We start from the raw sequence: 19,268 nt of genomic DNA, 5'->3' as shown, positions 1-19,268 counted from the left end.
CCCGAGTATGGAGTCCGCACACCCGTTCCGACACCCGTCCCGACCGAACGCGGAGGCCGCCATCAGCCGGATCGCCCCCTGGCGCCTGCTCCCGCCGCTGCTCGCCGCGGTCCTCGGCCTGTGGGGCCTCGAACGCGGCGGCAGCATGTGGCGCGACGAGTCCGTCACCTGGCAGGTGGCCCACCGGCCGCTCGGCGCGATCGGGGAGCTGCTGGGCCGGGTCGACGCCGTCCACGGCCTGCACTACGCGCTCATGCACGGGGTGTTCCAGGCGTGGGACGGCGGCCTGTGGGCGCTGCGGCTGCCCTCCGTCGCCGCCACCGCCCTCGCGGCCGCCGGGGTGGCCGCGGTCGCCCACCGGCTCGCGGGGGAGCGGGCCGCGCTGCTCGCGGGCTGCGTGTACGCGGTACTGCCCCCCGTACAGATGTACGCCCAGGAGGGCCGCTCGTACGCCCTGGTCGCGGCCGCCGTCGCGTGGGCGACGTACCTGATGCTGCGCGAGCGGTGGCCGGCCTACGCGGCGGTACTGCTGCTCGGCTGCTGGCTGCACGAGTTCGCCGCGCTGGCCCTGCTCGCCCACGCCTTCACCGCGTGGCGCACGCGCGGCTGGCGCCTGAGCGCCGCGGTCGTGGCGGTGCTGCTGCTGCCGCTGGGCGTGGTGAGCGCCCGGCAGGCCGAGCAGCAGCTCGGCTGGCTCGGCCGGCCGAGCTGGCAGGACTGGGTGGCGTACGCGGTGGTCGGCGGCGCGGCCCTGCTGCTCGCCCGGGACGCTCCGCGGGACCTCGTACGGGTGGCGCTCCCGCTCGTCCTGCTGCCGCCCGGGGTGCTGATGGTGATCTCACTGATCAACCCCTGGTACGTCGACCGGTACGTGCTCTACGCGCTGTCCGGGCTCGCCCTGCTGGCGGGAGTGCGGCTCGCGCGGGCCCGCGGAGGGTGGCCGTGGCTGCTCGCGGCCGCGCTGCTGGTGCCGTTCGGCATCTGGTCGGTGTGGCTGCGTACGCCGGAGAGCCGCAAGGACGACGTGCTCGCGGTGGCCGCCGCGGTGCGGGAGCGGGCCCGGCCGGGGGACGCGGTGGTGTTCATGCCCGCGCGCAGGCGCGAGTGGCTGCTGTCCTCGCCCGAGCTCTACGGGGAGCTGCGCGACGTGGCCCTGGACCGCACCCCGGCGGCCTCGCACAGCCTCCAGGGCACCGAGCTGCCCCCGGACCGGATCCGCGCGGCCCTGCTGGCCTCGCCCCGGGTGATCGCCCTGATGGACCCGGTCGGCCAGCCGCTGGACCCGTACCCGCGGGAGGTGGTCAAGCGGGAGGAACTGGCCGCCCGCTTCGACCTGTGCTCGATGACCGGGGTGCGCGGCGCCCGGGTCGCGGTCTACGCCCGGCCGGGCGGCTGCGGCTGACACCGCCGCCGGGGGCCGGTCCGGCCCCCGGCCGGTCCGGCCCCCGCCCCGCGAACCGGGGCGGGGCGCGTCGGAGGATGGGGCGACCCGTGTCGTCCAGCCGGAGGTTCCGTCCCGCATGACCACACCCCAGAACGCGCCGCTCGAAGTCCTGCCCGAAGCCGGCTCCGGGGCCCTGCCCGGGCCGCTCGTCGGCGTGGACTGGCTCGCCGGGCGGCTCGGTGCGCCCGGCCTGGTCCTCTTCGACGCCTCCGTCGGCGCCCACCGCGCCGCGGCCCACCGGATCCCGGGCGCCCGGCCCTTCGACCTCGACGGGGCCCTGTCCGACCACACCGCGCCCGCCCCGCACACCATGCCCGGCGCCCCGGAGTTCACCGAGGCGATGCGGGCCCTCGGCGTCGGGGACGAGGACACCGTCGTCGTCTACGACGGCGCCGGCGTCTACTCCAGCGCCCGCGCCTGGTGGATGCTGCGCGCCATGGGCTTCGACCGTGCCGCCGTCCTGGACGGGGGACTGCCCGCCTGGACGGCCGCCGGCCTGCCCGTCTCGGCCACCGCCCCGGCGTACGAGGGCCCCCGCGGCTCCTTCACCGCCCGGCCCCGGCCCGGGCTGCTGGTCGACAGCGCCACCGTCGCGCGGGCCCTGACCGACCCGGCCGCGGCCGTCCTCGACGCCCGCACCCGCGAACGCTTCGCCGGCACCGCCCCCGAACCCCGGCCGGGCCTGCGCGGCGGCCACATGCCGGGCGCGCTCAACCTGCCGTTCGTCGAACTCTGCGACCGGGACGGCCTGATGCGCCCGGCCGGGGAACTGCGCGCCGCCTTCCGGGCCCTGGCGGGGGAGCGGGAGCGGCTCTACTTCAGCTGCGGCTCCGGGGTGACCGCCTGCGTACTGGCCCTCGGCGCCGACCTCGCCGGGTACGGGGAGATCGCGGTGTACGACGGCTCCTGGAGCGAGTGGGGCATGCCCTCTGAACTCCCCGTGACCACCGACCGGTAGCGGGCGTGAGCGGGGGACGGGGGTTAGCCCCACCGGAGGTCCGGGTACGTGCACCATCGGCCCGGGGCACCCTCCGCGCCAGACTCGGGCCATGACCACTCACACCACGTCAGCCCGCACGGCCCGTACCGCGATCGCCGCCCTCGGGGCCGGCCTCCTCCTGGCCGGCTGCTCCTTCGCGGGCGGCGCCTTCGGGGATGGCGCCTACAAGAAGGCGACCGCCGACGCCGCGGTCACCGAGGCGGTCACGGCGGTGAAGCTGACGGGGACCCGGGCCGGCTCGATCGAGGTCGCCCCCGGCACCGGCCCCGGTGTCACGATCCACCGCACCGTCCACTACCGCGGGGACACCGTCCCGGAGACCGGCCAGCAGGTCACCGGCGGTGTCCTGACCTTCAGCAAGAGCTGCTCCGGGAACTGCTACGTCGACTACCGGCTGGAGGTCCCGGCCGCGGCCACGGTCGACCTGGAGAGCTCCAGCGGCGACATCACGGTGACGGGTGTGGCGGGGGCCGCGGTGGAGGCCGACTCCGGGGCGGTCACGGCCGAGCGGATCGGCGGCCCGCTGAAGGTCCGTACCTCCTCCGGTGAGATCACCGCCACCGGGCTGTCCGGCCCGAGCGCCGAGGTCCGGTCCGCCTCGGGCAACGCGCACCTGGACTTCACGGACGCTCCGTCGTCGGTGCTCGCCGAGACCTCCTCGGGCGACGTCACGCTGAAGACCCCGCGGCCCCGTACCGGATCGAGGTCTCCACCGACTCCGGCGACCGCGACATCTCCCTTCCCGACGACGCCTCCGCCTCCTCCCGCATCTCGGTCAAGACCAGCTCCGGCGACATCCGCATCTCCGCGCCCTGACGCGTTCGCCCCGGGCGAACGGGCCTTGGGGAACATCGGGAGGCGCACATGCATTGAGTCGGCAGAGCTCAACTTCACTGCCGGAGGGAAGATCATGGCTTCGACGTCCGTCACACTCACCCTGCCCGTGCTGCCGCTCGACGACGAGGTCGTGCTGCCCGGAATGGTCGTACCGCTGGAGCTGTCCGACACCGAGGTGCGCGCCGCCGTGGAGGCGGCACAGGCAGCCGCCGGGAAGAGCGGCAGCGGGAAGCCCCGGGTCCTGCTCGTACCGCGCATCGACGGCACGTACGCCGGGACCGGTGTGCTCGGCACCGTCGAGCAGGTCGGCCGGCTCTCCGGCGGGGACCCCGGGGCGCTCATCCGCGGCCTCGGCCGGGTCCGGATCGGGGCCGGGACCACCGGGCCCGGGGCCGCGCTCTGGGTCGAGGGCGAGACCGTCGACGAGTCGGTGCCCGATCCGCTGCCCGGGGCGGTCACCGAGCTCGTCAAGGAGTACAAGGCCCTCGCCACCAGCTGGCTCAAGAAGCGCGGCGCCTGGCAGGTCGTGGACCGGGTCCAGCAGATCGAGGGCGTGTCCGCCCTCGCGGACAACTCCGGATACTCGCCCTTCCTGACGGTCGAGCAGAAGGTCGAACTGCTGGAGACCGCCGACCCGGTCGCGCGCCTCAAGCTCGCCGTCAAGGCGCTCAGCGACCACCTCGCCGAGCAGGACGTGGCCGAGTCCATCGCCAAGGACGTACAGGACGGCGTCGACAAGCAGCAGCGCGAGTTCCTGCTCCGGCGGCAGCTGGAGGCCGTACGCAAGGAACTGCGCGAGCTGAACGGCGAGAAGGACGGCGAGGAGTCCGACGACTACCGCGCCCGCGTCGAGGCCGCCGACCTCCCCGAGAAGGTACGGGAGGCCGCCCTCAAGGAGGTCGAGAAGCTGGAGCGGTCCAGCGACCAGAGCCCGGAGGGGTCCTGGATCCGGACCTGGCTGGACACAGTGCTGGAACTGCCCTGGAACGAGCGCACCGAGGACGAGTACGACATCCGGGGCGCGCGGGCCGTCCTCGACGCCGAGCACGCGGGCCTCGCCGACGTGAAGGACCGCATCACCGAGTACCTCGCCGTCCGCAAGCGGCGCGGCGAGCGCGGCATGGGCGTCATCGGCGGACGGCGCGGCGGCGCCGTGCTCGCCCTCGTCGGCCCGCCCGGTGTCGGAAAAACCTCGCTCGGTGAGTCCGTGGCGCACGCCATGGGCCGCAAGTTCGTCCGGGTCGCGCTCGGCGGCGTCCGCGACGAGGCCGAGATCCGCGGCCACCGCCGCACCTACGTCGGCGCCCTGCCCGGCCGGATCGTCCGGGCCATCAAGGAGGCCGGGTCGATGAACCCCGTGGTCCTCCTCGACGAGATCGACAAGGTGGGCTCCGACTTCCGCGGCGACCCGGCGGCCGCCCTGCTGGAGGTCCTCGACCCGGCGCAGAACCACACCTTCCGCGACCACTACCTGGAGGTCGAACTCGACCTCAGCGACGTCGTCTTCCTGGCCACCGCCAACGTCCTGGAAGCCATCCCCGAGGCCCTGGCCGACCGGATGGAGCTCGTCCGTCTCGACGGGTACACCGAGGACGAGAAGGTCGTCATCGCCCGCGACCACCTGCTCCCGCGCCAGCTGGAGCGCGCCGGGCTCGGCTCCGACGAGGTGGTCCTGGGCGAGGACGCGCTGCGCAGGCTGGCCGGGGAGTACACCCGCGAGGCGGGCGTACGCACCCTGGAGCGGTCCCTCGCACGCCTGCTGCGCAAGGTCGCCTCGCAGCACGAGCTGGGGGAGCGCGAGCTGCCCCTGAGCATCGGCGCCGACGACCTGCGGGCCCTGATCGGACGCCCGCACCACGTACCGGAGTCCGCCCAGGACCCGGCCGAGCGGCGCACCGCCGTACCCGGCGTCGCCACCGGCCTCGCGGTGACCGGCGCGGGCGGCGACGTGCTGTTCGTGGAGGCCTCGCTGGCCGATCCGGAGACGGGCGCGGCCGGCCTGACCCTCACCGGCCAGCTCGGCGACGTCATGAAGGAGTCGGCGCAGATCGCGCTGAGCTTCCTGCGCTCCCACGGCGCGGAACTGGAGCTCCCGGTCGCCGACCTGAAGGACCGGGGCGTGCACATCCACTTCCCCGCGGGCGCCGTGCCCAAGGACGGCCCGAGCGCGGGCATCACCATGACCACCGCCCTCGCCTCCCTGCTCTCCGGACGGCAGGTGCGCACGGACGTGGCCATGACCGGCGAGGTCTCGCTGACCGGGCGCGTCCTGCCCATCGGCGGGGTCAAGCAGAAGCTGCTCGCCGCGCACCGGGCCGGGCTGACCACCGTCATCATCCCCAAGCGGAACGAGGCCGACCTGGACGACGTCCCGGCGGAGGTGCTGGAGAGGCTGGAGGTGCACCCGGTGACGGACGTGCGCCAGGTCCTGGAGCTCGCCCTGGCCCGGGCGCAGGCTCCGGCCGTCGCCGCTGCCTGACGCGTGCACACGGCCCGGTGTCCCGCTCCGGCGGGGTACCGGGCCGTCGGCGCACCCGCTGCGAAATACTGGCCCCCACCCACCGGGGTGTCACACATCATCGAAGGAGCGGGACGTGCACGGGAGTGAAGACCAGGAGTTCCTTGCCCTGGAGCGGGAGCTGTCCGTCTTCCTCCGGCGGGCCCGCGCCTCCTCGGGCGAGATGGCCCGCGAGCTCCACCCCGAGCTGGAGCCGGCCGCGTACGGGCTCCTCGTACGCCTGGAGGCGGCCGGCCGGCAGCGGGCCACTGAGCTCGCCGCCTACTTCGGCGTCGGCAAGGCCACCATGAGCCGGCAGCTGCGGGCCCTGGAGGTCCTCGGCCTGGTGGCCCGCGAGCCGGACCCCGCCGACGGCCGGGCCTCCCTGGTCGGCCTCACCGAGGAGGGCCGGGAACGGTTCCTGCGGGTCCGGGGAGCGCGCCGCGAGCAGTACATGCGCAAGCTCGCCGACTGGGACCGCGGCGAGGTGGCGGAACTGGCCCGGCTGCTGAACCAGTTGAACGCGGGCGGGGAGTAGTCCACCGCCCGCTCAGAGCTCCGCGTAGACCGCCGACGCGTCGTCATGCCGCTTGTGCCGGGGCGACGCGGCGGCGGAGTAGGGGGCGGAGTCGGGGGCGGACTCGATGGCGCGCACCCGCCCGATCAGGCCCTGCGCACCCTCCTTCCGCAGCACCGCCAGACACCCGGCCCAGTCGCCCTGCCCGAACGTGTCCGTCCACCGGCTCGCGCCGTCCGTGAGCGCGGCCACCGCCCGCACCAGCCCGCGCGGCGTGCGCCCCGTCACCGCCCGGGCGGCCACCGCCGGGTCCGCGGCCGCCGTGAAGAAGCCGCCCTCCGCGTTGCGCAGGGCGTCCGTCGCCGCCACCGAGCGCAGCACCTCCGGCGGGATCCGGTCCAGCCGGTCGTCGAGCACCGCCGTCACCGCGCCGCCGGGCGCCTGCAGGAGCAGTACGGAGTCCGAGAGGACGAGGTGTTCCACGTACCGGGAGTCCCAGCGGACCACGACGACCGTCGCCTGCGGGGTCCGCACGTGAGAAAGGTCACAGGTGTCGCGGTGGGCGTCGGCCGTGGCGCGGACGGACTCGGCCAGAACCTGATCGAGCGGCATGTCCCGCCGCGATCCGGACAGTTCGGTCAATCGGCCGCCGAGGCGTGCCGCGAACCAGGGCACTCCGTGCACGCATCCGTCGTCCCCGGCCGGAGGGGTGACCCCGTCCAGGAGGACCAGGACGCCGCCGCCCGAAGCGGGGATCGCCGCCGACACCCAGTCCTCATTGGGGCGTTCCTGGTGGCCGGGGGCCGAGGCGAGGTCGATGCGCATCCCCGCATTCTGCCGCGCGGAGGACGGCGGACGCGGGCAGGTCCGTACCAAATCGGGCGCGCCCGGCAGGCCCCGCGCCCGGACCGGCCGGGCGGACCGCACGGGCCGGGGGCCGCGGGCCGGTCATGTGGGCGGGCATCCTGCCAAAGCCCGCATCGATCTTTCAACCACCTGTCCATGCGGGCGCTCCGGCACAGGGTGCCCGAGTTGGTCGGCAACTCATCCGTGATGTTCACTCGTTCGAGTGGCCGGTTGGGTGATGTGCGGCTCTCTCCCCAGCACGCTGCAAAGGTCTGAGGCGGTACGAGGGGGCAGGGGGCGTTTACTTGTTGACCGGCCGTTACCTCGGCCACACGAGTAGACGAGCAAGAGCACACGTACAGGATTGCGAGCACCGGTGCAGAAGAAGCGGTCTCGGAAGAACGGCACCGCCGCCGACGGCCCGGCCCCCGCAGGACGCCGCGTCCGCGTGCGCCGCAGGCTGGTCGTCGGCGTTGCCGTCGCCGGCCTCACCGTCCTCGCGGCAGGCGCGCCCGCCGTCGTCTCCGCGTCGAGGGAACTGAACGACTCCCAGCGCCTGGTCACCCTCGCGGACCAGACCCGGCAGACCCTCACCCTCGCGCACCTCCTCGGTGACGAGCGCGACGCGGTCGTCGAGTACGCCGCCAAGGGCCGGCCCGGCGCAGCCAAGGGCCCCGTCCAGGAGCGCATCGCCGGGACCGACCGGCAGCTCGCCGAGGTCCAGGCCGAGGCCGACGAGGCGACCGCCCAGGCCCTCGCCCGCGTACGGACCGTCCGCGCCGAGGCCGTCGACGGCAAGGGCAGCGCCCTCGCCGCCGAACAGGCCTACGCCGGAGTCATCGCGGAACTCCTCGCCCCCGGCCGCCGGCTCGCCGAGCTCACCCCGCCGCGCGCCGAGGCCGCCCTGACCACCACCCGTCCGCTGGCCCCGCTGGGCCAGGCCGTGGAACAGGCCTCCGCCACCCGTGGACTCCTGCTCGCCGCCCTGGCCGTCCCCCGCGGCGATCAGCCCCCCAACGCCGCCGTGGTCGACGAACTCACCACCGCCGCCCAGCGTGCGCGCGTACGGGAGCAGGCCGCCCTCGACGACTTCGCACGGGCCGCGCGGCCCGACGTACGCCAGACCCTGGCCGCCACCGTCACCGGCCCCGAGGTCAAGACGGCCGACGACTTCCTCAAGCGGCTCACCGACCGGCCCACCCTGACGCCCGCCGACCGCAAGACCGACGGGGCCACCGTCGGCACCGCGCTCACCGCCCGCATCGACCGCATGCGCACCGTGGAAGCCACCCTCGCGAGTGAACGGGCCTCCGCCCTGGCCGCGCTGCGCGACGACGACGTGACCCGGCTCGAAATCGTGATCGCCCTGCTGGGCCTGCTGTTCCTGCTCGCCGTCGGCTTCTCGACCGCCGTGGCGCGGTCGCTGACCCGGCCGCTGTCGGTCCTGCGCCGCGGCGCGCAGCGGCTGGCCACACCGGAGGGCTCGGTGGAACCGGTGCGGTTCACGGGCCGCAACGACGAGTTCGCCGAGGTCGTGCGCCACCTGAACGCGGTGCGCGACCAGACGGTCTCCCTGCACACCCGGATCGCCGGGCTCGACGCCGACCGGCGCCGGATCATCGGCCGCAACGAGGTGCTGGCCGCCGGCCGGGAAGCGCTGGAGGAAGAACTGACGACGCTGCGGGCGGGGCTGGAGGAGCACCGGCGCATCATGTCGACGACCTCCGTCTCGCTGTCGCTGCGGACCCTGGGCCTGGTGGAGCGCCAGCTCGCGGTCATCGAGGAACTGGAGTCCAAGGAACAGGACGCCGACCGGCTGGCGACCCTCTTCAAGCTGGACCACCTGGCGACCGTGATGCGCCGCCACAACGAGAACCTGCTGGTCCTGGCCGGGCAGGAACACGGTCACGGGCAGGGCCTGCCGGTGCCGCTGGTCGACGTGATGCGGGCCGCCGTCAGCGAGATCGAGCGCTACGAGCGCGTCGAACTCGCCGCGCTGCCCTCGTACACCCAGGTCGCGGGGCACGCGGCCGACGACATCTCGCACGTGCTGGCCGAGCTGCTGGAGAACGCGACCACGTTCTCCCCGCCGGACGTCAAGGTGAAGGTGTCCGGCTGGCTGCAGGGCACCGGCGACGTTGTTTTGTCCGTCGTGGACGAGGGCATCGGCGTCACCGAGGACCGCCTGGAATCACTGAACGCCCGGCTGTCCACGCCCGAGGCCTACGACGAGGAACCCGAGGCGGAACACGGCCTCGGCCTCGGCCTGTACGTGGCCGGGCGGCTCGCGGCCCGGCACGGGGTGACCGCCGAGCTGCGCACCCCGCGGCACGGCGGGACCGAAGCCCTGGTGGTCGTCCCGGCGGCGCTGCTGCCCGACGGCCCGACGGTCTCCCCGGTGCACACCCTGGCCATGCCGGGCGCGCCCGAGCTGCGGCTGCCCGGTGTGATAGCGGAGGCGAACGAGAACACGCTGCCGAAGCGGCGCCGGGGCGCGCATGCCGCTCCGGAGCCGGACATGGACGCGGCCGCGGAAGCCGATGCCGAGGCTGCTGCCGAGGTCGTCGCCGAGGAGCCGGCCGAGCCGGCCGAGGCTGTCGAGCCGGCCGCTGTCGAGCCGGTCGAGGCGGCCGAGCCGGAGCCGGAGCCCGCCGTCGCGGCGGTCCCGATCACCCTCGCCGAGGCACTGGCGGGCCCCGCCGTCGTCACCGAGGTCCCGGCGGAGCCGCACCCGGTGCCCGCCGAGGCCGAGCCGCTCGTCGACGCACCCGCCACGGCCGGACTGCCGTCCGCCGACCAGGTGTTCGTCGCCGGGCCCCCGGCAGCGGACGGGCCCACCCCTGAGGAGCAGCTGCTCGCCCGGGTCGTCCCCGACGCGGAGCCGGCCGCCCCGGGCGTGCCGGACCCCGCCGAGGAGATCCCGGCCGCGCCGCACACCGCCGCACCCGTGGCCGACGTACAGGAAGCCGCACCGGAGACGGAGCCGCACACCCATGCCCCGGCCGAGGGCAACTGGCTCCCCCGCCAGGGCAGCCACCCGGCCGACCAGGCCGAGGGCGAAGGCGCCGTCACCGACAAGGGCCTGCCCAGGCGGACCCCGCGCACCGTCCCCGCCAAGCGCGAGGCCCGTGCCGACGGACCGCCCGAGCCGCCGCGCCGGGTCGACGCCGAGGAGTTGCGGCGCCGGCTCGGAGGCTTCTACCAGGGAGCCCAGGACGGCCGGCGCGTCGTCGCCGCCGAACTCGCCCAGGAACAGGGGTCCGACCAAGCCCCTGACCAGGCGTTCGACCAGGGGCAGCCGCGGAGGCAGGGCCAGAGCAAGACCGACCGGGGGGACACCGCACAGGAGGCACGCACATGACCGCGCCCAGTACGTACGGACTGAGCACCCAGGCCCGCAACCTGCAGTGGCTGCTGACCGACCTGGTCGAGGAGGTACCCGGCGTCAACTCCGTCGCCGTCGTCTCCTCGGACGGGCTGCTGCTCCTGTCCTCCGACCCGGGAGCGGGCACGGCCGAGCCGCGCACCGAACCCCGGGCCAAGGGCCCGCGCGGCGCGTCCGCCGACCTCGCCACCATCGTCTCCGGCCTCGGCAGCCTCACCACCGGCGCCGCCGCCCTCATGGAGACCGGCGCGGTCAAGCAGACCATGGTGGCGATGGAGCACGGCTCCGTCTTCGTCATGGCCATCAGCGACGGCTCGCTGCTGGGCGTGCACGCCACCCCCGACTGCGACATGAGTGTCGTCGCCTACCACATGGCCCTGTTCGTCGGCCGGGCCGGCCACGTACTGACCCCCGAAGTCCGCAGCGAGCTGCGCCAGTCGATGGAGAACACCCCGTGAGGAGTACGGCCTCCGAACGGCTGCCGATACGTGGCGCCGACCGCCGCCCCGCCCGCGTCCGCCCGTACTCGCTCACGGGCGGCCGCACCCGCTTCACCCAGGTCCTGCACGTCGAGACGTTCGTCGCCACCCTGGACACGAAGGTCTCGGAACCGCAGAAGCCCGACCGCATGCCCGAGATGCCCGCCATCGTCGAGGTCTGCCGCCGCATGCGCACGATCGCCGAGATATCCGCGCTGCTGAAGCTCCCGCTCGGCGTGGTCCGCGTCCTGGTCAGCGACCTCGCCGACCAGGGAAGGATCCGCGTCTACGGCACGGGCCACGGCAGCGGCCGTCCCGAACGCGCGCTGCTGGAAAGGGTGCTCAGTGGTCTTCGCCGTCTCTGACAACCCGGTGGTGCTGCCGCAGTCGGACGACGAGCCGGCCCAGCCCTGGCAGTACGACCGCTCCCGCGCACCCGTCGCCGTCAAGGTGCTCGTCGCGGGCGGCTTCGGCGTCGGCAAGACCACCTTCGTCTCCTCCGTCTCCGAGATCACCCCGCTGCGCACCGAGGCGGTGATGACCGAGGCCAGCGTCCCGACCGACGACCTGTCCGGCACCCCGGACAAGAACACCACCACCGTCGCCATGGACTTCGGCCGCGTCACCCTCGACGACGACCTCGTCCTCTACGTGTACGGGACCCCCGGCCAGGAACGGTTCTGGTTCATGTGGGACGACCTGGTGCGAGGCGCCATCGGCGGCCTCGTCCTGGCCGACACCCGCCGCCTGCGCGACTGCTTCCCGGCCCTCGACTACTTCGAGACCTGCGGGCTGCCGTACGCCGTCGCCGTGAACCACTTCGACGGCTCGCAGTCGTACGAGCCCGAGGACGTGCGCGAGGCGCTCAGCGTCCCGCCCCACGTACCGGTCGTGATCATGGACGCGAGGCGCCGCGACACGGTGGTCGAATCGCTGCTCGCCCTGGTGGGCCACGCCCTCGACAGCACGCCCGAATAGAGCCCCTCGAACAGAGAGCGTGAGAGATGCGCAAGATACTCGTCGTCGGAGCCGGCCAGTCCGGTCTCCAGCTCGCCCTCGGACTCCAGTCCAAGGGGTACGAGGTCACCCTCATGTCGAACCGGACGGCGGACGAGATCCGCACCGGGCGGGTCATGTCCACCCAGTGCATGTTCGACACGGCCCTGCAGCACGAACGCGATCTCCAGATCAACTTCTGGGAGCAGCAGGCCCCGAAGATCGAGGGCCTCGGCGTCTCCGTCGCCACCCCCGACGCCGGCCGGGCCATCGACTGGCTCGGCAGGCTCAAGGGGTACGCGCAGTCCGTCGACCAGCGCGTGAAGATGGCCGGCTGGCTCGACGTCTTCGTGCAGCGGGGCGGACAGCTGGTCATCCACGGCGCCTCGGTCGCCGACCTCGACTACTTCTCCCGTGCGTACGACCTGGTGCTGGTCGCCGCCGGCAAGGGAGAACTGGTCTCGATGTTCGGGCGGAACGCGGCCCGCTCCCCGTACGACGCACCGCAGCGCTCGCTCGCCGTCGCCTACGTGCACGGCCTGGGCCCGCGCCCGGAGCACCCGGAGACGGAGGCCGTCCGCTGCAACCTGGTCCCGGGCGTCGGCGAGCTGTTCGTCATGCCGACCCTGACCACCTCGGGCCGGGCGGACATCCTGTTCTGGGAGGGCATCCCCGGCGGCCCGCTCGACGTCTTCAACGGCGTCAAGGACCCGGCGGAGCACCTCGCTCTCACGCTGGAGCTGATGGAGAAGTTCACGCCGTGGGAGTACTCCCGGGCGAAGAAGGTGGAGCTGACGGACGCGGGCGCCACACTGGCCGGACGCTACGCGCCGGTCGTACGCAACCCGATCGGCCACCTCCCGGGCGGCGGCCTGGTGCTGGGCGTCGCGGACGTGGTCGTCGCGAACGACCCGATCACCGGGCAGGGCTCGAACTCCGCCGCGAAGTGCGCCGCCTCCTACCTGTCGTCGATCCTGATGCACGGGGACAAGCCGTTCGACGAGGCGTGGATGAAGGCCACCTTCGACAAGTACTGGTTCACCACGGGCAAGCCGGTGACCCAGTGGACGAACGCGATGCTGGGCGTCCCGCCGGAGCACGTACTCAACCTGATCGGCGCGGCCGGGCAGCTCCAGCCGGTGGCGAATCGATTCGCCAACGGCTTCGACAACCCGGCCGACTTCGACTCGTACTTCTACGACCCCGAGGACACCGCCGACTACCTGGCGGAGGTCGCGTCGGCGTCCGGGGCGTCTGAGGCGTCCGTGGCGTCCGGAGCTTCCTCGGCGGAGTAGCCGGTATCGTCCCCCGCCTCGCCCGTCGCCCCGCCCGCCGTTGCCTCGGGCAGCTCGGGCGGGGTGAACTCGGCGAGCGGAGCGCCGTCCGGGTCCGGCCGGACGGCGCCCAGCAGCGGGTTCGCGGCGATCGGCGAGACCTTGACCCGGGCCCCCGGCCGCGGTGCCTGGATCACCTTGCCCCCGCCGACGTACAGGCCCACATGCGTGGCCTTGGGGAAATACACCACCAGGTCCCCGGGCCGCAGCTGGTCCAGCGGAACCTTCGGCAGCCGGGCCCACTGCTCCTGACTCGTCCGCGGGATCACCCGCCCGGCGTGCGCCCAGGCCTGCGAAGTCAGCCCGGAGCAGTCGAAGGACCCCGGACCCTCGGCGCCCCACATGTACGGCTTGCCGATCTGCGCCGCCGCATAGGTGAGCGCGGCACCACCGGCCGCCGTCGGAGTGCCCGTACGAGCGGGGAGCCGGCCCGAACCGAGCAGGTCCCGCTGCGCGACGGCCGTGTTCTCGGCCTCCTGCGCGCCGAGCCGGGCGAGCTGATCCGGGGTCAGGGCCGCGAGCACCCGCTCGACCTCCTTGAGCTGCGCCGCGACCTCGTCCTTGTGGATCTTCTGCCGCGCGGCCAGGGTCTGCCGGGTGTCCAGGGCCGCACGGGCCCGTGCGGCGAGCGCGTCGGCCTCCTTCTCGCCCCGCGCGAGCCGGGCCAGTACGGCCGCCCGCCGGGCGCCCTCGCGGGCGGCGAGCCGCCGCTGGTCCAGGGCGGCCTGGGGGCTCCCGGCGAGCAGCATCCGGGCGTACGGGGACAACCCCTGGCCGCCCTGGTACTGCTCCCGGGCCAGCCGCCCGGCGACGGCCCGCTCGGAGTCGAGCGCCGTACGGGCCTTGCCGAGCGCGGCGGCGCGCAGCCGCTCCTCGGCCTGGCCGGCCCGGAGGGCCTCGTCGGTGGCGTTGTACGCCTCGGCGGCCTCCTCGGCCTTCTGGTACAAACCCTGCAGGCGCGTGAGCAGCACCCCGACGGACTCCCCTTCGGGCAGCCCGGGCTCGGCCCCGGCCCCCGGGACCGGCCCGGCGACGACGAGCACTGCGGCGATGCAGACGGCGCGAAGCGGGCGGTACGACAGCCGGTACGACAGCCGACAGGGCAGCCGATGTGACATGGGATCACCTCCGAGACGGCCGATGCTGCCACGCCCGGTATGACAAATCCCCCAACGGAGTCGGCCGGTCGCCGCCCATCACCCGGATGGGGGTGGGGCGGGGCGGGGGCTCCGGTGGGGCCGATCCGCGCGGGCGGGGTCGGGTGGCGGGGCGGTGGCTTCGGTGTGCGGGAGCTGCTCGGGCGGTGGTCAGGGATGTGTATGGGGGTTTCCCGTCAGTCTCATCGTCTCTCCGTGTCGGGCCGGTCCCTCAAGGGCGCTCGTTCCTCGCGTCGCTTCGCGATGGCCTGACGGCCACCCTTGACCGACCGTCCCGCCCCGGAAATCCGAAGACTGCCGAGAAGCCCCCAAAAGAACGAGCCGGGCACTCAAGGATCAGGACGGGGCAGCCAGAGACCCCCTGCCCGGTCCCGGGTGGGCACGTTCCCGAGGCGGGGCCCATCCAGACCGAGACCCGGACCGGGGGAAGCGCCCCAAATCGCTACGCGCTCCCCACGTCTCAGCGTCTCCAGCCCGTCCTGGGCCGGACATAGGCCGCCCACCACCCCCGCTGACTCCCCAGTCGCAGCGTCCGACGACCGTCTTGGGCTGGACATAGGCCGCCCACCACCCCCACTGACTCCCCAGTCTCGGCGTCCGACGACCGAGTTGGGCTGGGCATAGGCCGCCCACCACTCACGGGTCTCTCGATGACGGCGTCCGACGACCGTATGCGGCTGGTCATGAGCCGCCCAGGCGCATGAGGGTCCTCTTTGGCTGCGTCTGGCCGTCGTCCGGGGTGAAAAGGCGTGGGACTGCGGCTATTTCGTCGTGGATACAGGTCAGCGCACATGAGTGGCCCAGAAGGCCGCCAGCTTGCCCCAATTGCCCCTGTTTGGGGGTGGGTTTGTGGTGTCGTGGTCTCACTGACCCAGTTCCACGACGGAATAGGCGAGGTACCGGCCGTCAGTCCCTCTCAGCAGCTCTCTTCAGCACCAAACCGGCCGTCGGTCGCAGTCTGGGAGAAGCGAATGGGTGGTGGGCGGCTTATGCCCAGCCCCGGCCGGTCGTCGGACGCGCGTCGAGTGTCGGATCGAGGTTGTGGGCGGCCTATGTCCAGCCCAAGACGGACTGGAGACGCTGAGAGATGGGGAGTGCGTAGCGATGTGGGGCGCTTCCCCCGACCCGGCAGGCCGCTGCCATGGGCCCCGCCTCGGGAGCGTGCCTGCCCCCGTCCGGGCAGGGGGTCTCTGGCCGCCCCGTCCTTCAAAGCCTGGACCGGCTCGTTCTTTTGGGGGCTTCTCGGCAGTCTTCGGATTTCCGTGGCGGGACGGTCGGTCAAGGGTGGCCGTCAGGCCATCGCGAAGCGACGCGAGGAACGAGCGCCCTTGAGGGACCGGCCCGACACGGAGAGACGATGAGACTGACGGGAAACCCCCATACACATCACTGACCACCGCCCCAGCGGAACAGCCCCTCCGCAGCCACCGCCCCACCAACCGACCCCGCACGCGCGGATCAGCCCCGAAGCCGCGCCCGCGCCCCCGCCCCCCGCCCCCGCTACCGTCCCCCGCGGCGGGCCTCGCGGAGGGTGCGGTCGATCGCCCAGGCGTCGGCCACCGGGCCCAGGTGGGCCAGTTTGTCCGGGTTGACCACTGAGCGGATGGTCCGGACGCGGCCGTCGAGCAACTCGAAGGCCAGGACGTGGAGCACCTTGCCGTCCGGGTCGCGAGCGATCGCGCCCGGCTCGCCGTTCACGTCGTGCGGTTCGGTGGTCACGCCGAGCCGGATCAGCCACGGGAAGACCGAGGTGAGCAGGCGAGCCACGTTCTGCGCGCCGACGATGGCCTTGGCGAGCTGCGGGGCCTTGCCGCCGCCGTCCCCGACCAGTTGGACGTCGGCCGCCAGCAGCCGCTGCAGCCCGCCGACGTCGCCGTCCTTCATCGCGTCCAGGAACCGCGTCGCCAGTTCGCGCCGTTCCTGACGGTCCGCCCGGAACCGCGGCTCTCCGGCTTCCATGTGCCGCCGTGCCCGGACCAGCAGCTGTCGGCAGGCGGCCTCCGAGCGGCCCACCGCCGTGGCGACCTCGTCGAAGCCGAAGGCGAAGACCTCCCGCAGGACGAACACCGAGCGTTCCAGCGGGCTGAGCCGCTCCAGGAGCAGCAGCGCGGCCATCGACACCGAGTCCGCCAGCTCCACCGACCGCGCCGGGTCCTGGTACGGATCGTTCAGCAGGGGCTCGGGGAACCACGGCCCGACGTACGCCTCGCGCCGCACCCGCGCGGAGCGCAGTACGTCGATCGAGAGCCGGGTGATCGTCGTCGACAGGAAGGCCTTGGTGGACTCGGGCCGGGTGGTCGAGGCGTCGAAGCGGAGCCAGGTCTCCTGTACCGCGTCCTCGGCCTCGCTCACGCTGCCGAGGATCCTGTATGCGATCGAGAACAGCAGTGACCGCAGGTCCTCGAACTCCTCGACCTTGTTCACGTCGGCTTCCCTCCCCGGGTGGCCCTAAATGATCATCGGCATGACGGTGGGGAAGGGCAAGCCTTCACCGGTGCCGCTCAGCGGAACTGCCCGGCCACGTAGTCGCCGCCCGGCTGCTGGGTGATGAGGTTGATCCGGTTGGCCATGTTCATGAGGGCGATCAGCAGCACCAGGGCGTTGAGTTCCCCCTCGTCGTAGTGCTTGGCGGCCCGGGCCCACACCTCGTCGGCCACCCCGCCCGCCCCGTCCGCGGTCCGGGTGCCCTCCTCCGCCAGTTCCAGCGCGGCGCGCTCGGCCTCGGTGAAGACCGTCGCCTCCCGCCACGCCGCCACCAGGTGCAGCCGTACCGGGGTCTCACCGGCGGCGGTGGCTTCCTTGGTGTGCATGTCGAGGCAGACGGCGCAGCCGTTGATCTGGCTCACGCGCAGCGACACCAGCTCCTGCGTCGCGGCCGGCAGCGGCGACTCCTTGATCACCTTGCCGGCCGACATCAGGTGCTTCAGGGCCTTGCCGGTGGTCGGGTCGGCGAAAAGGTCACGTCGCGCGGCCATGGTGTGCTCCTCGGTGGTCGTCGTTGGCTGTACCCCTGAGACGAGGTGGCCCGACCGCCTGTGACACCGGCGTGTGTGACCTACGTCTCCTCGTTCTTCGCGGGCTGCGTGAGGACGCGCCGGAGCCAGCGGGTACGGGCGTCGCGCGCGTCCTGGCTGAGAGCCGCCTCGGGGGCGAGGCTGTCGAAGCCGTGGAAGGCGCCGGGCCATACGTGGAGTTCGGCCTGGCCTCCGGCCCTCCAGATCGCGTCGGCGTAGGACACGTCCTCGTCCCGGAAGGTCTCGGCGGACCCGACGTCGATGTAGGCCGGGGGGAGCCCGGACAGATCCGTGGCGCGGGCGGGGGCGGCGTACGCCGGCAGGTCCTCGGCGCCGAACCGGTCGCCGAGGAGCGCTTTCCAGCCGGTGGCGTTGGAGGTGCGGTCCCAGACGTCGATGCCGTCCATCTGACGGCTGGAGAAGCTGGTGCCGCGGTCGTCGAGCATCGGGCAAAGGAGCAGCTGGCCGATCGGGGCGGGGCCGCCGCGGTCGCGGGTGAGGAGGGCGAGCGCCGCGGCGAGGCCGCCGCCCGCGCTCTTGCCGCCGATGACGATCCGGTCGGCGTCGATACCGAGTTCGGCCGCGTGCCCGGCCGCCCAGACGAGGCCGGCGTAGCAGTCCTCGACCGGTTCGGGGTACTGCGCCCGGGGAGCCAGGCCGTACTCGACGGAGATGACGGCCAGGCCGAGCGGGAGGGCCCACTCCCGCAGCAGCTGCGGCAGTACGGACGGGGCGTTGCCCATGACCATGCCGCCGCCGTGCATGTAGTACAGCAGGGGGAGCGGGCCCGCGGCTCCGGCGGGCCGGGCGCTCACGAGCGTGACGTCCCGCCCCGGTACGCGCAGCTCGGCCACCTCGAAGAGGCCGTCGGCGCGCAGGTCGTGGGCCGTCGGCCGGGGCCGGGTCGCGGCGTCCTGCTCCTGCCGGGCGGCGAGGTTGGCGGGGGTGAGCGGATCGTGGACGGCGCCGCCCAGAGCGGCCAGTACGCGGCCCAGTTCGGGGTCGAAGGGGGGCGCCGCGCCTTCCGTACGGGGAAGTTCCATGCGCCGTAGTCAACCAGCCGCCGCGGGGCCGCGGGCCGCTACGGCCGAACCGAACGGCCCACGGCCCGCGGCTGTTCGAAGGCCACGCGCTCCGGCCGCCCCGTCGCGCGGACGTTGGCCACGTCGAACCCGTCCTCGTGGACGCATGTCCGCGCGGTCAGGGCCCCGGCCGCCAGCCACGCGGGCGTTGTGACAGTGCTGTTGAGGGAACTGTGGGCTCCGTCACGGCAGTCGCGCTCACGCGCTGCTGGACTGCGCGGATGGCGCTCCTGCTTCTCCCGCTGCTCCCGATCCTGCCCCTGCTGGCGCTCGGGCTGCTCGGCTACGGCATCGCCACCCTCGGCAGGCTGAGGTGGCACCGGACCCTGGCCGTCCTCCTCGGCGCCTGCGCGGTCGGCCTCTACGCCTGGGGGCTGCTGCATGTGGCGGGTGCGGTCCTGGCCGCCGAGGACGGCGGCGCCGGGTCGTCGCCGATCCTGCCCTGCCGCACCCCGGGCCAGGACGAGCGCGCGTCGCACGTCGTGGACTACACGGTCGACTACGTACCGCTGCGGTTCGTCTGCGAGATGACGGGCGGCGGGAGCTACGCCGCCGAGTCCGTTCCCGGATACGTCAACCCGGCCGTACTGGGCTTCGCGCTGGCCGCGGCCGTGTGCGCCGGCGCCGGGGCGGCCGAGGCGCGGCGCCGGGCACGGACGGATCCGCCCGGCTGACGCGGG

Annotated in this window: 15 protein-coding genes and 1 pseudogene; 11 read left to right on the top strand and 5 right to left on the bottom strand. The window is 73.6% G+C overall.

All coding sequences use genetic code 11. The features are described 5' to 3' along the window. Nucleotides 1–7: 7 nt before the first annotated feature. The 5 genes and pseudogenes from Sspor_RS15975 (at nucleotide 8) to Sspor_RS15955 (ending at nucleotide 6,316) form a co-directional block, all read left to right on the top strand. Nucleotides 8–1,402: a glycosyltransferase family protein gene (locus Sspor_RS15975; RefSeq protein ID WP_202199741.1), complete on the top strand. Its 1,395-nt coding sequence runs from the start codon at nucleotides 8–10 to the stop codon at nucleotides 1,400–1,402. Between the two features lie 118 nt (nucleotides 1,403–1,520). Continuing rightward, nucleotides 1,521–2,402 carry a sulfurtransferase gene (locus Sspor_RS15970; RefSeq protein ID WP_202199740.1) on the top strand — a complete coding sequence of 294 codons (882 nt, stop codon included), beginning with the start codon at nucleotides 1,521–1,523 and terminating at the stop codon, nucleotides 2,400–2,402. A gap of 91 nt (nucleotides 2,403–2,493) precedes the next feature. Further along, nucleotides 2,494–3,069: pseudogene (locus Sspor_RS15965) on the top strand (DUF4097 family beta strand repeat-containing protein); the annotation flags it as partial. Nucleotides 3,070–3,354: 285 nt separating this feature from the next. Continuing rightward, nucleotides 3,355–5,760 (top strand): endopeptidase La, encoded by a 2,406-nt coding sequence (gene lon / locus Sspor_RS15960; RefSeq protein WP_202199739.1) that lies wholly within the window; start codon nucleotides 3,355–3,357, stop codon nucleotides 5,758–5,760. 115 nt (nucleotides 5,761–5,875) lie between these two features. After that, the gene (locus tag Sspor_RS15955; protein ID WP_033218751.1) at nucleotides 5,876–6,316 is read left to right on the top strand and encodes a MarR family winged helix-turn-helix transcriptional regulator; all 441 of its coding nucleotides are present in this window, start codon (nucleotides 5,876–5,878) and stop codon (nucleotides 6,314–6,316) included. Between the two features lie 12 nt (nucleotides 6,317–6,328). Here the strand turns inward: Sspor_RS15955 and Sspor_RS15950 are convergent, their stop codons facing one another. Next, nucleotides 6,329–7,120: a protein phosphatase 2C domain-containing protein gene (locus tag Sspor_RS15950; RefSeq protein ID WP_202199738.1), complete on the bottom strand. Its 792-nt coding sequence runs from the start codon at nucleotides 7,118–7,120 to the stop codon at nucleotides 6,329–6,331. A gap of 397 nt (nucleotides 7,121–7,517) precedes the next feature. Here Sspor_RS15950 and Sspor_RS15945 point away from each other — a divergent pair, with 397 nt between their 5' ends. Genes Sspor_RS15945 through Sspor_RS15925 form a run of 5 tightly spaced genes read left to right on the top strand, consistent with a single transcriptional unit; the run spans nucleotide 7,518 to nucleotide 13,296 of the window. After that, the gene (locus Sspor_RS15945) at nucleotides 7,518–10,502 is read left to right on the top strand and encodes a sensor histidine kinase (protein WP_237403881.1); all 2,985 of its coding nucleotides are present in this window, start codon (nucleotides 7,518–7,520) and stop codon (nucleotides 10,500–10,502) included. Beyond that, nucleotides 10,499–10,984 carry a roadblock/LC7 domain-containing protein gene (locus Sspor_RS15940; protein ID WP_202199736.1) on the top strand — a complete coding sequence of 162 codons (486 nt, stop codon included), beginning with the start codon at nucleotides 10,499–10,501 and terminating at the stop codon, nucleotides 10,982–10,984. The genes Sspor_RS15945 and Sspor_RS15940 overlap by 4 nt, the downstream gene beginning before the upstream one ends. After that, entirely contained in the window at nucleotides 10,981–11,370 is a 390-nt protein-coding gene (locus Sspor_RS15935; RefSeq protein ID WP_202199735.1) for a DUF742 domain-containing protein, read from the top strand. Before Sspor_RS15940 ends, Sspor_RS15935 begins: the two co-directional genes overlap by 4 nt. After that, on the top strand, nucleotides 11,351–11,983 hold the full coding sequence (locus Sspor_RS15930; protein ID WP_202199734.1) for a GTP-binding protein: 633 nt from the start codon (nucleotides 11,351–11,353) through the stop codon (nucleotides 11,981–11,983). The genes Sspor_RS15935 and Sspor_RS15930 overlap by 20 nt, the downstream gene beginning before the upstream one ends. Before the next feature lie 26 nt (nucleotides 11,984–12,009). Then, nucleotides 12,010–13,296 (top strand): styrene monooxygenase/indole monooxygenase family protein, encoded by a 1,287-nt coding sequence (locus Sspor_RS15925; RefSeq protein ID WP_202199733.1) that lies wholly within the window; start codon nucleotides 12,010–12,012, stop codon nucleotides 13,294–13,296. Here the strand turns inward: Sspor_RS15925 and Sspor_RS15920 are convergent. From Sspor_RS15920 to Sspor_RS15905, 4 genes are all read right to left on the bottom strand, one after another. Beyond that, nucleotides 13,221–14,453 (bottom strand): C40 family peptidase, encoded by a 1,233-nt coding sequence (locus tag Sspor_RS15920; protein WP_373318784.1) that lies wholly within the window; start codon nucleotides 14,451–14,453, stop codon nucleotides 13,221–13,223. The two genes, Sspor_RS15925 and Sspor_RS15920, sit on opposite strands and share 76 nt — an antisense overlap. Before the next feature lie 1,539 nt (nucleotides 14,454–15,992). After that, a complete protein-coding gene (locus Sspor_RS15915; protein WP_202199732.1) occupies nucleotides 15,993–16,916 on the bottom strand; it encodes an RNA polymerase sigma-70 factor in 924 nt (307 codons plus the stop codon). Nucleotides 16,917–16,993: 77 nt separating this feature from the next. Next, the gene (locus Sspor_RS15910) at nucleotides 16,994–17,467 is read right to left on the bottom strand and encodes a carboxymuconolactone decarboxylase family protein (RefSeq protein ID WP_202199731.1); all 474 of its coding nucleotides are present in this window, start codon (nucleotides 17,465–17,467) and stop codon (nucleotides 16,994–16,996) included. Between the two features lie 80 nt (nucleotides 17,468–17,547). After that, nucleotides 17,548–18,549 carry an alpha/beta hydrolase gene (locus Sspor_RS15905; RefSeq protein WP_202199730.1) on the bottom strand — a complete coding sequence of 334 codons (1,002 nt, stop codon included), beginning with the start codon at nucleotides 18,547–18,549 and terminating at the stop codon, nucleotides 17,548–17,550. Between the two features lie 260 nt (nucleotides 18,550–18,809). On the opposite strand from Sspor_RS15905, the gene Sspor_RS15900 reads away from it, so the two are divergent. Then, nucleotides 18,810–19,262, top strand: coding sequence for a hypothetical protein (locus Sspor_RS15900; protein ID WP_202199729.1), 453 nt, complete (start codon nucleotides 18,810–18,812; stop codon nucleotides 19,260–19,262). Nucleotides 19,263–19,268: the final 6 nt, after the last annotated feature.

This window comes from Streptomyces spororaveus (assembly GCF_016755875.1).
Classification (GTDB): domain Bacteria; phylum Actinomycetota; class Actinomycetes; order Streptomycetales; family Streptomycetaceae; genus Streptomyces; species Streptomyces spororaveus.
The sequence above is the reverse complement of the archived record's forward strand: the minus strand, read 5'-3'. Positions and strand labels throughout refer to the sequence as shown.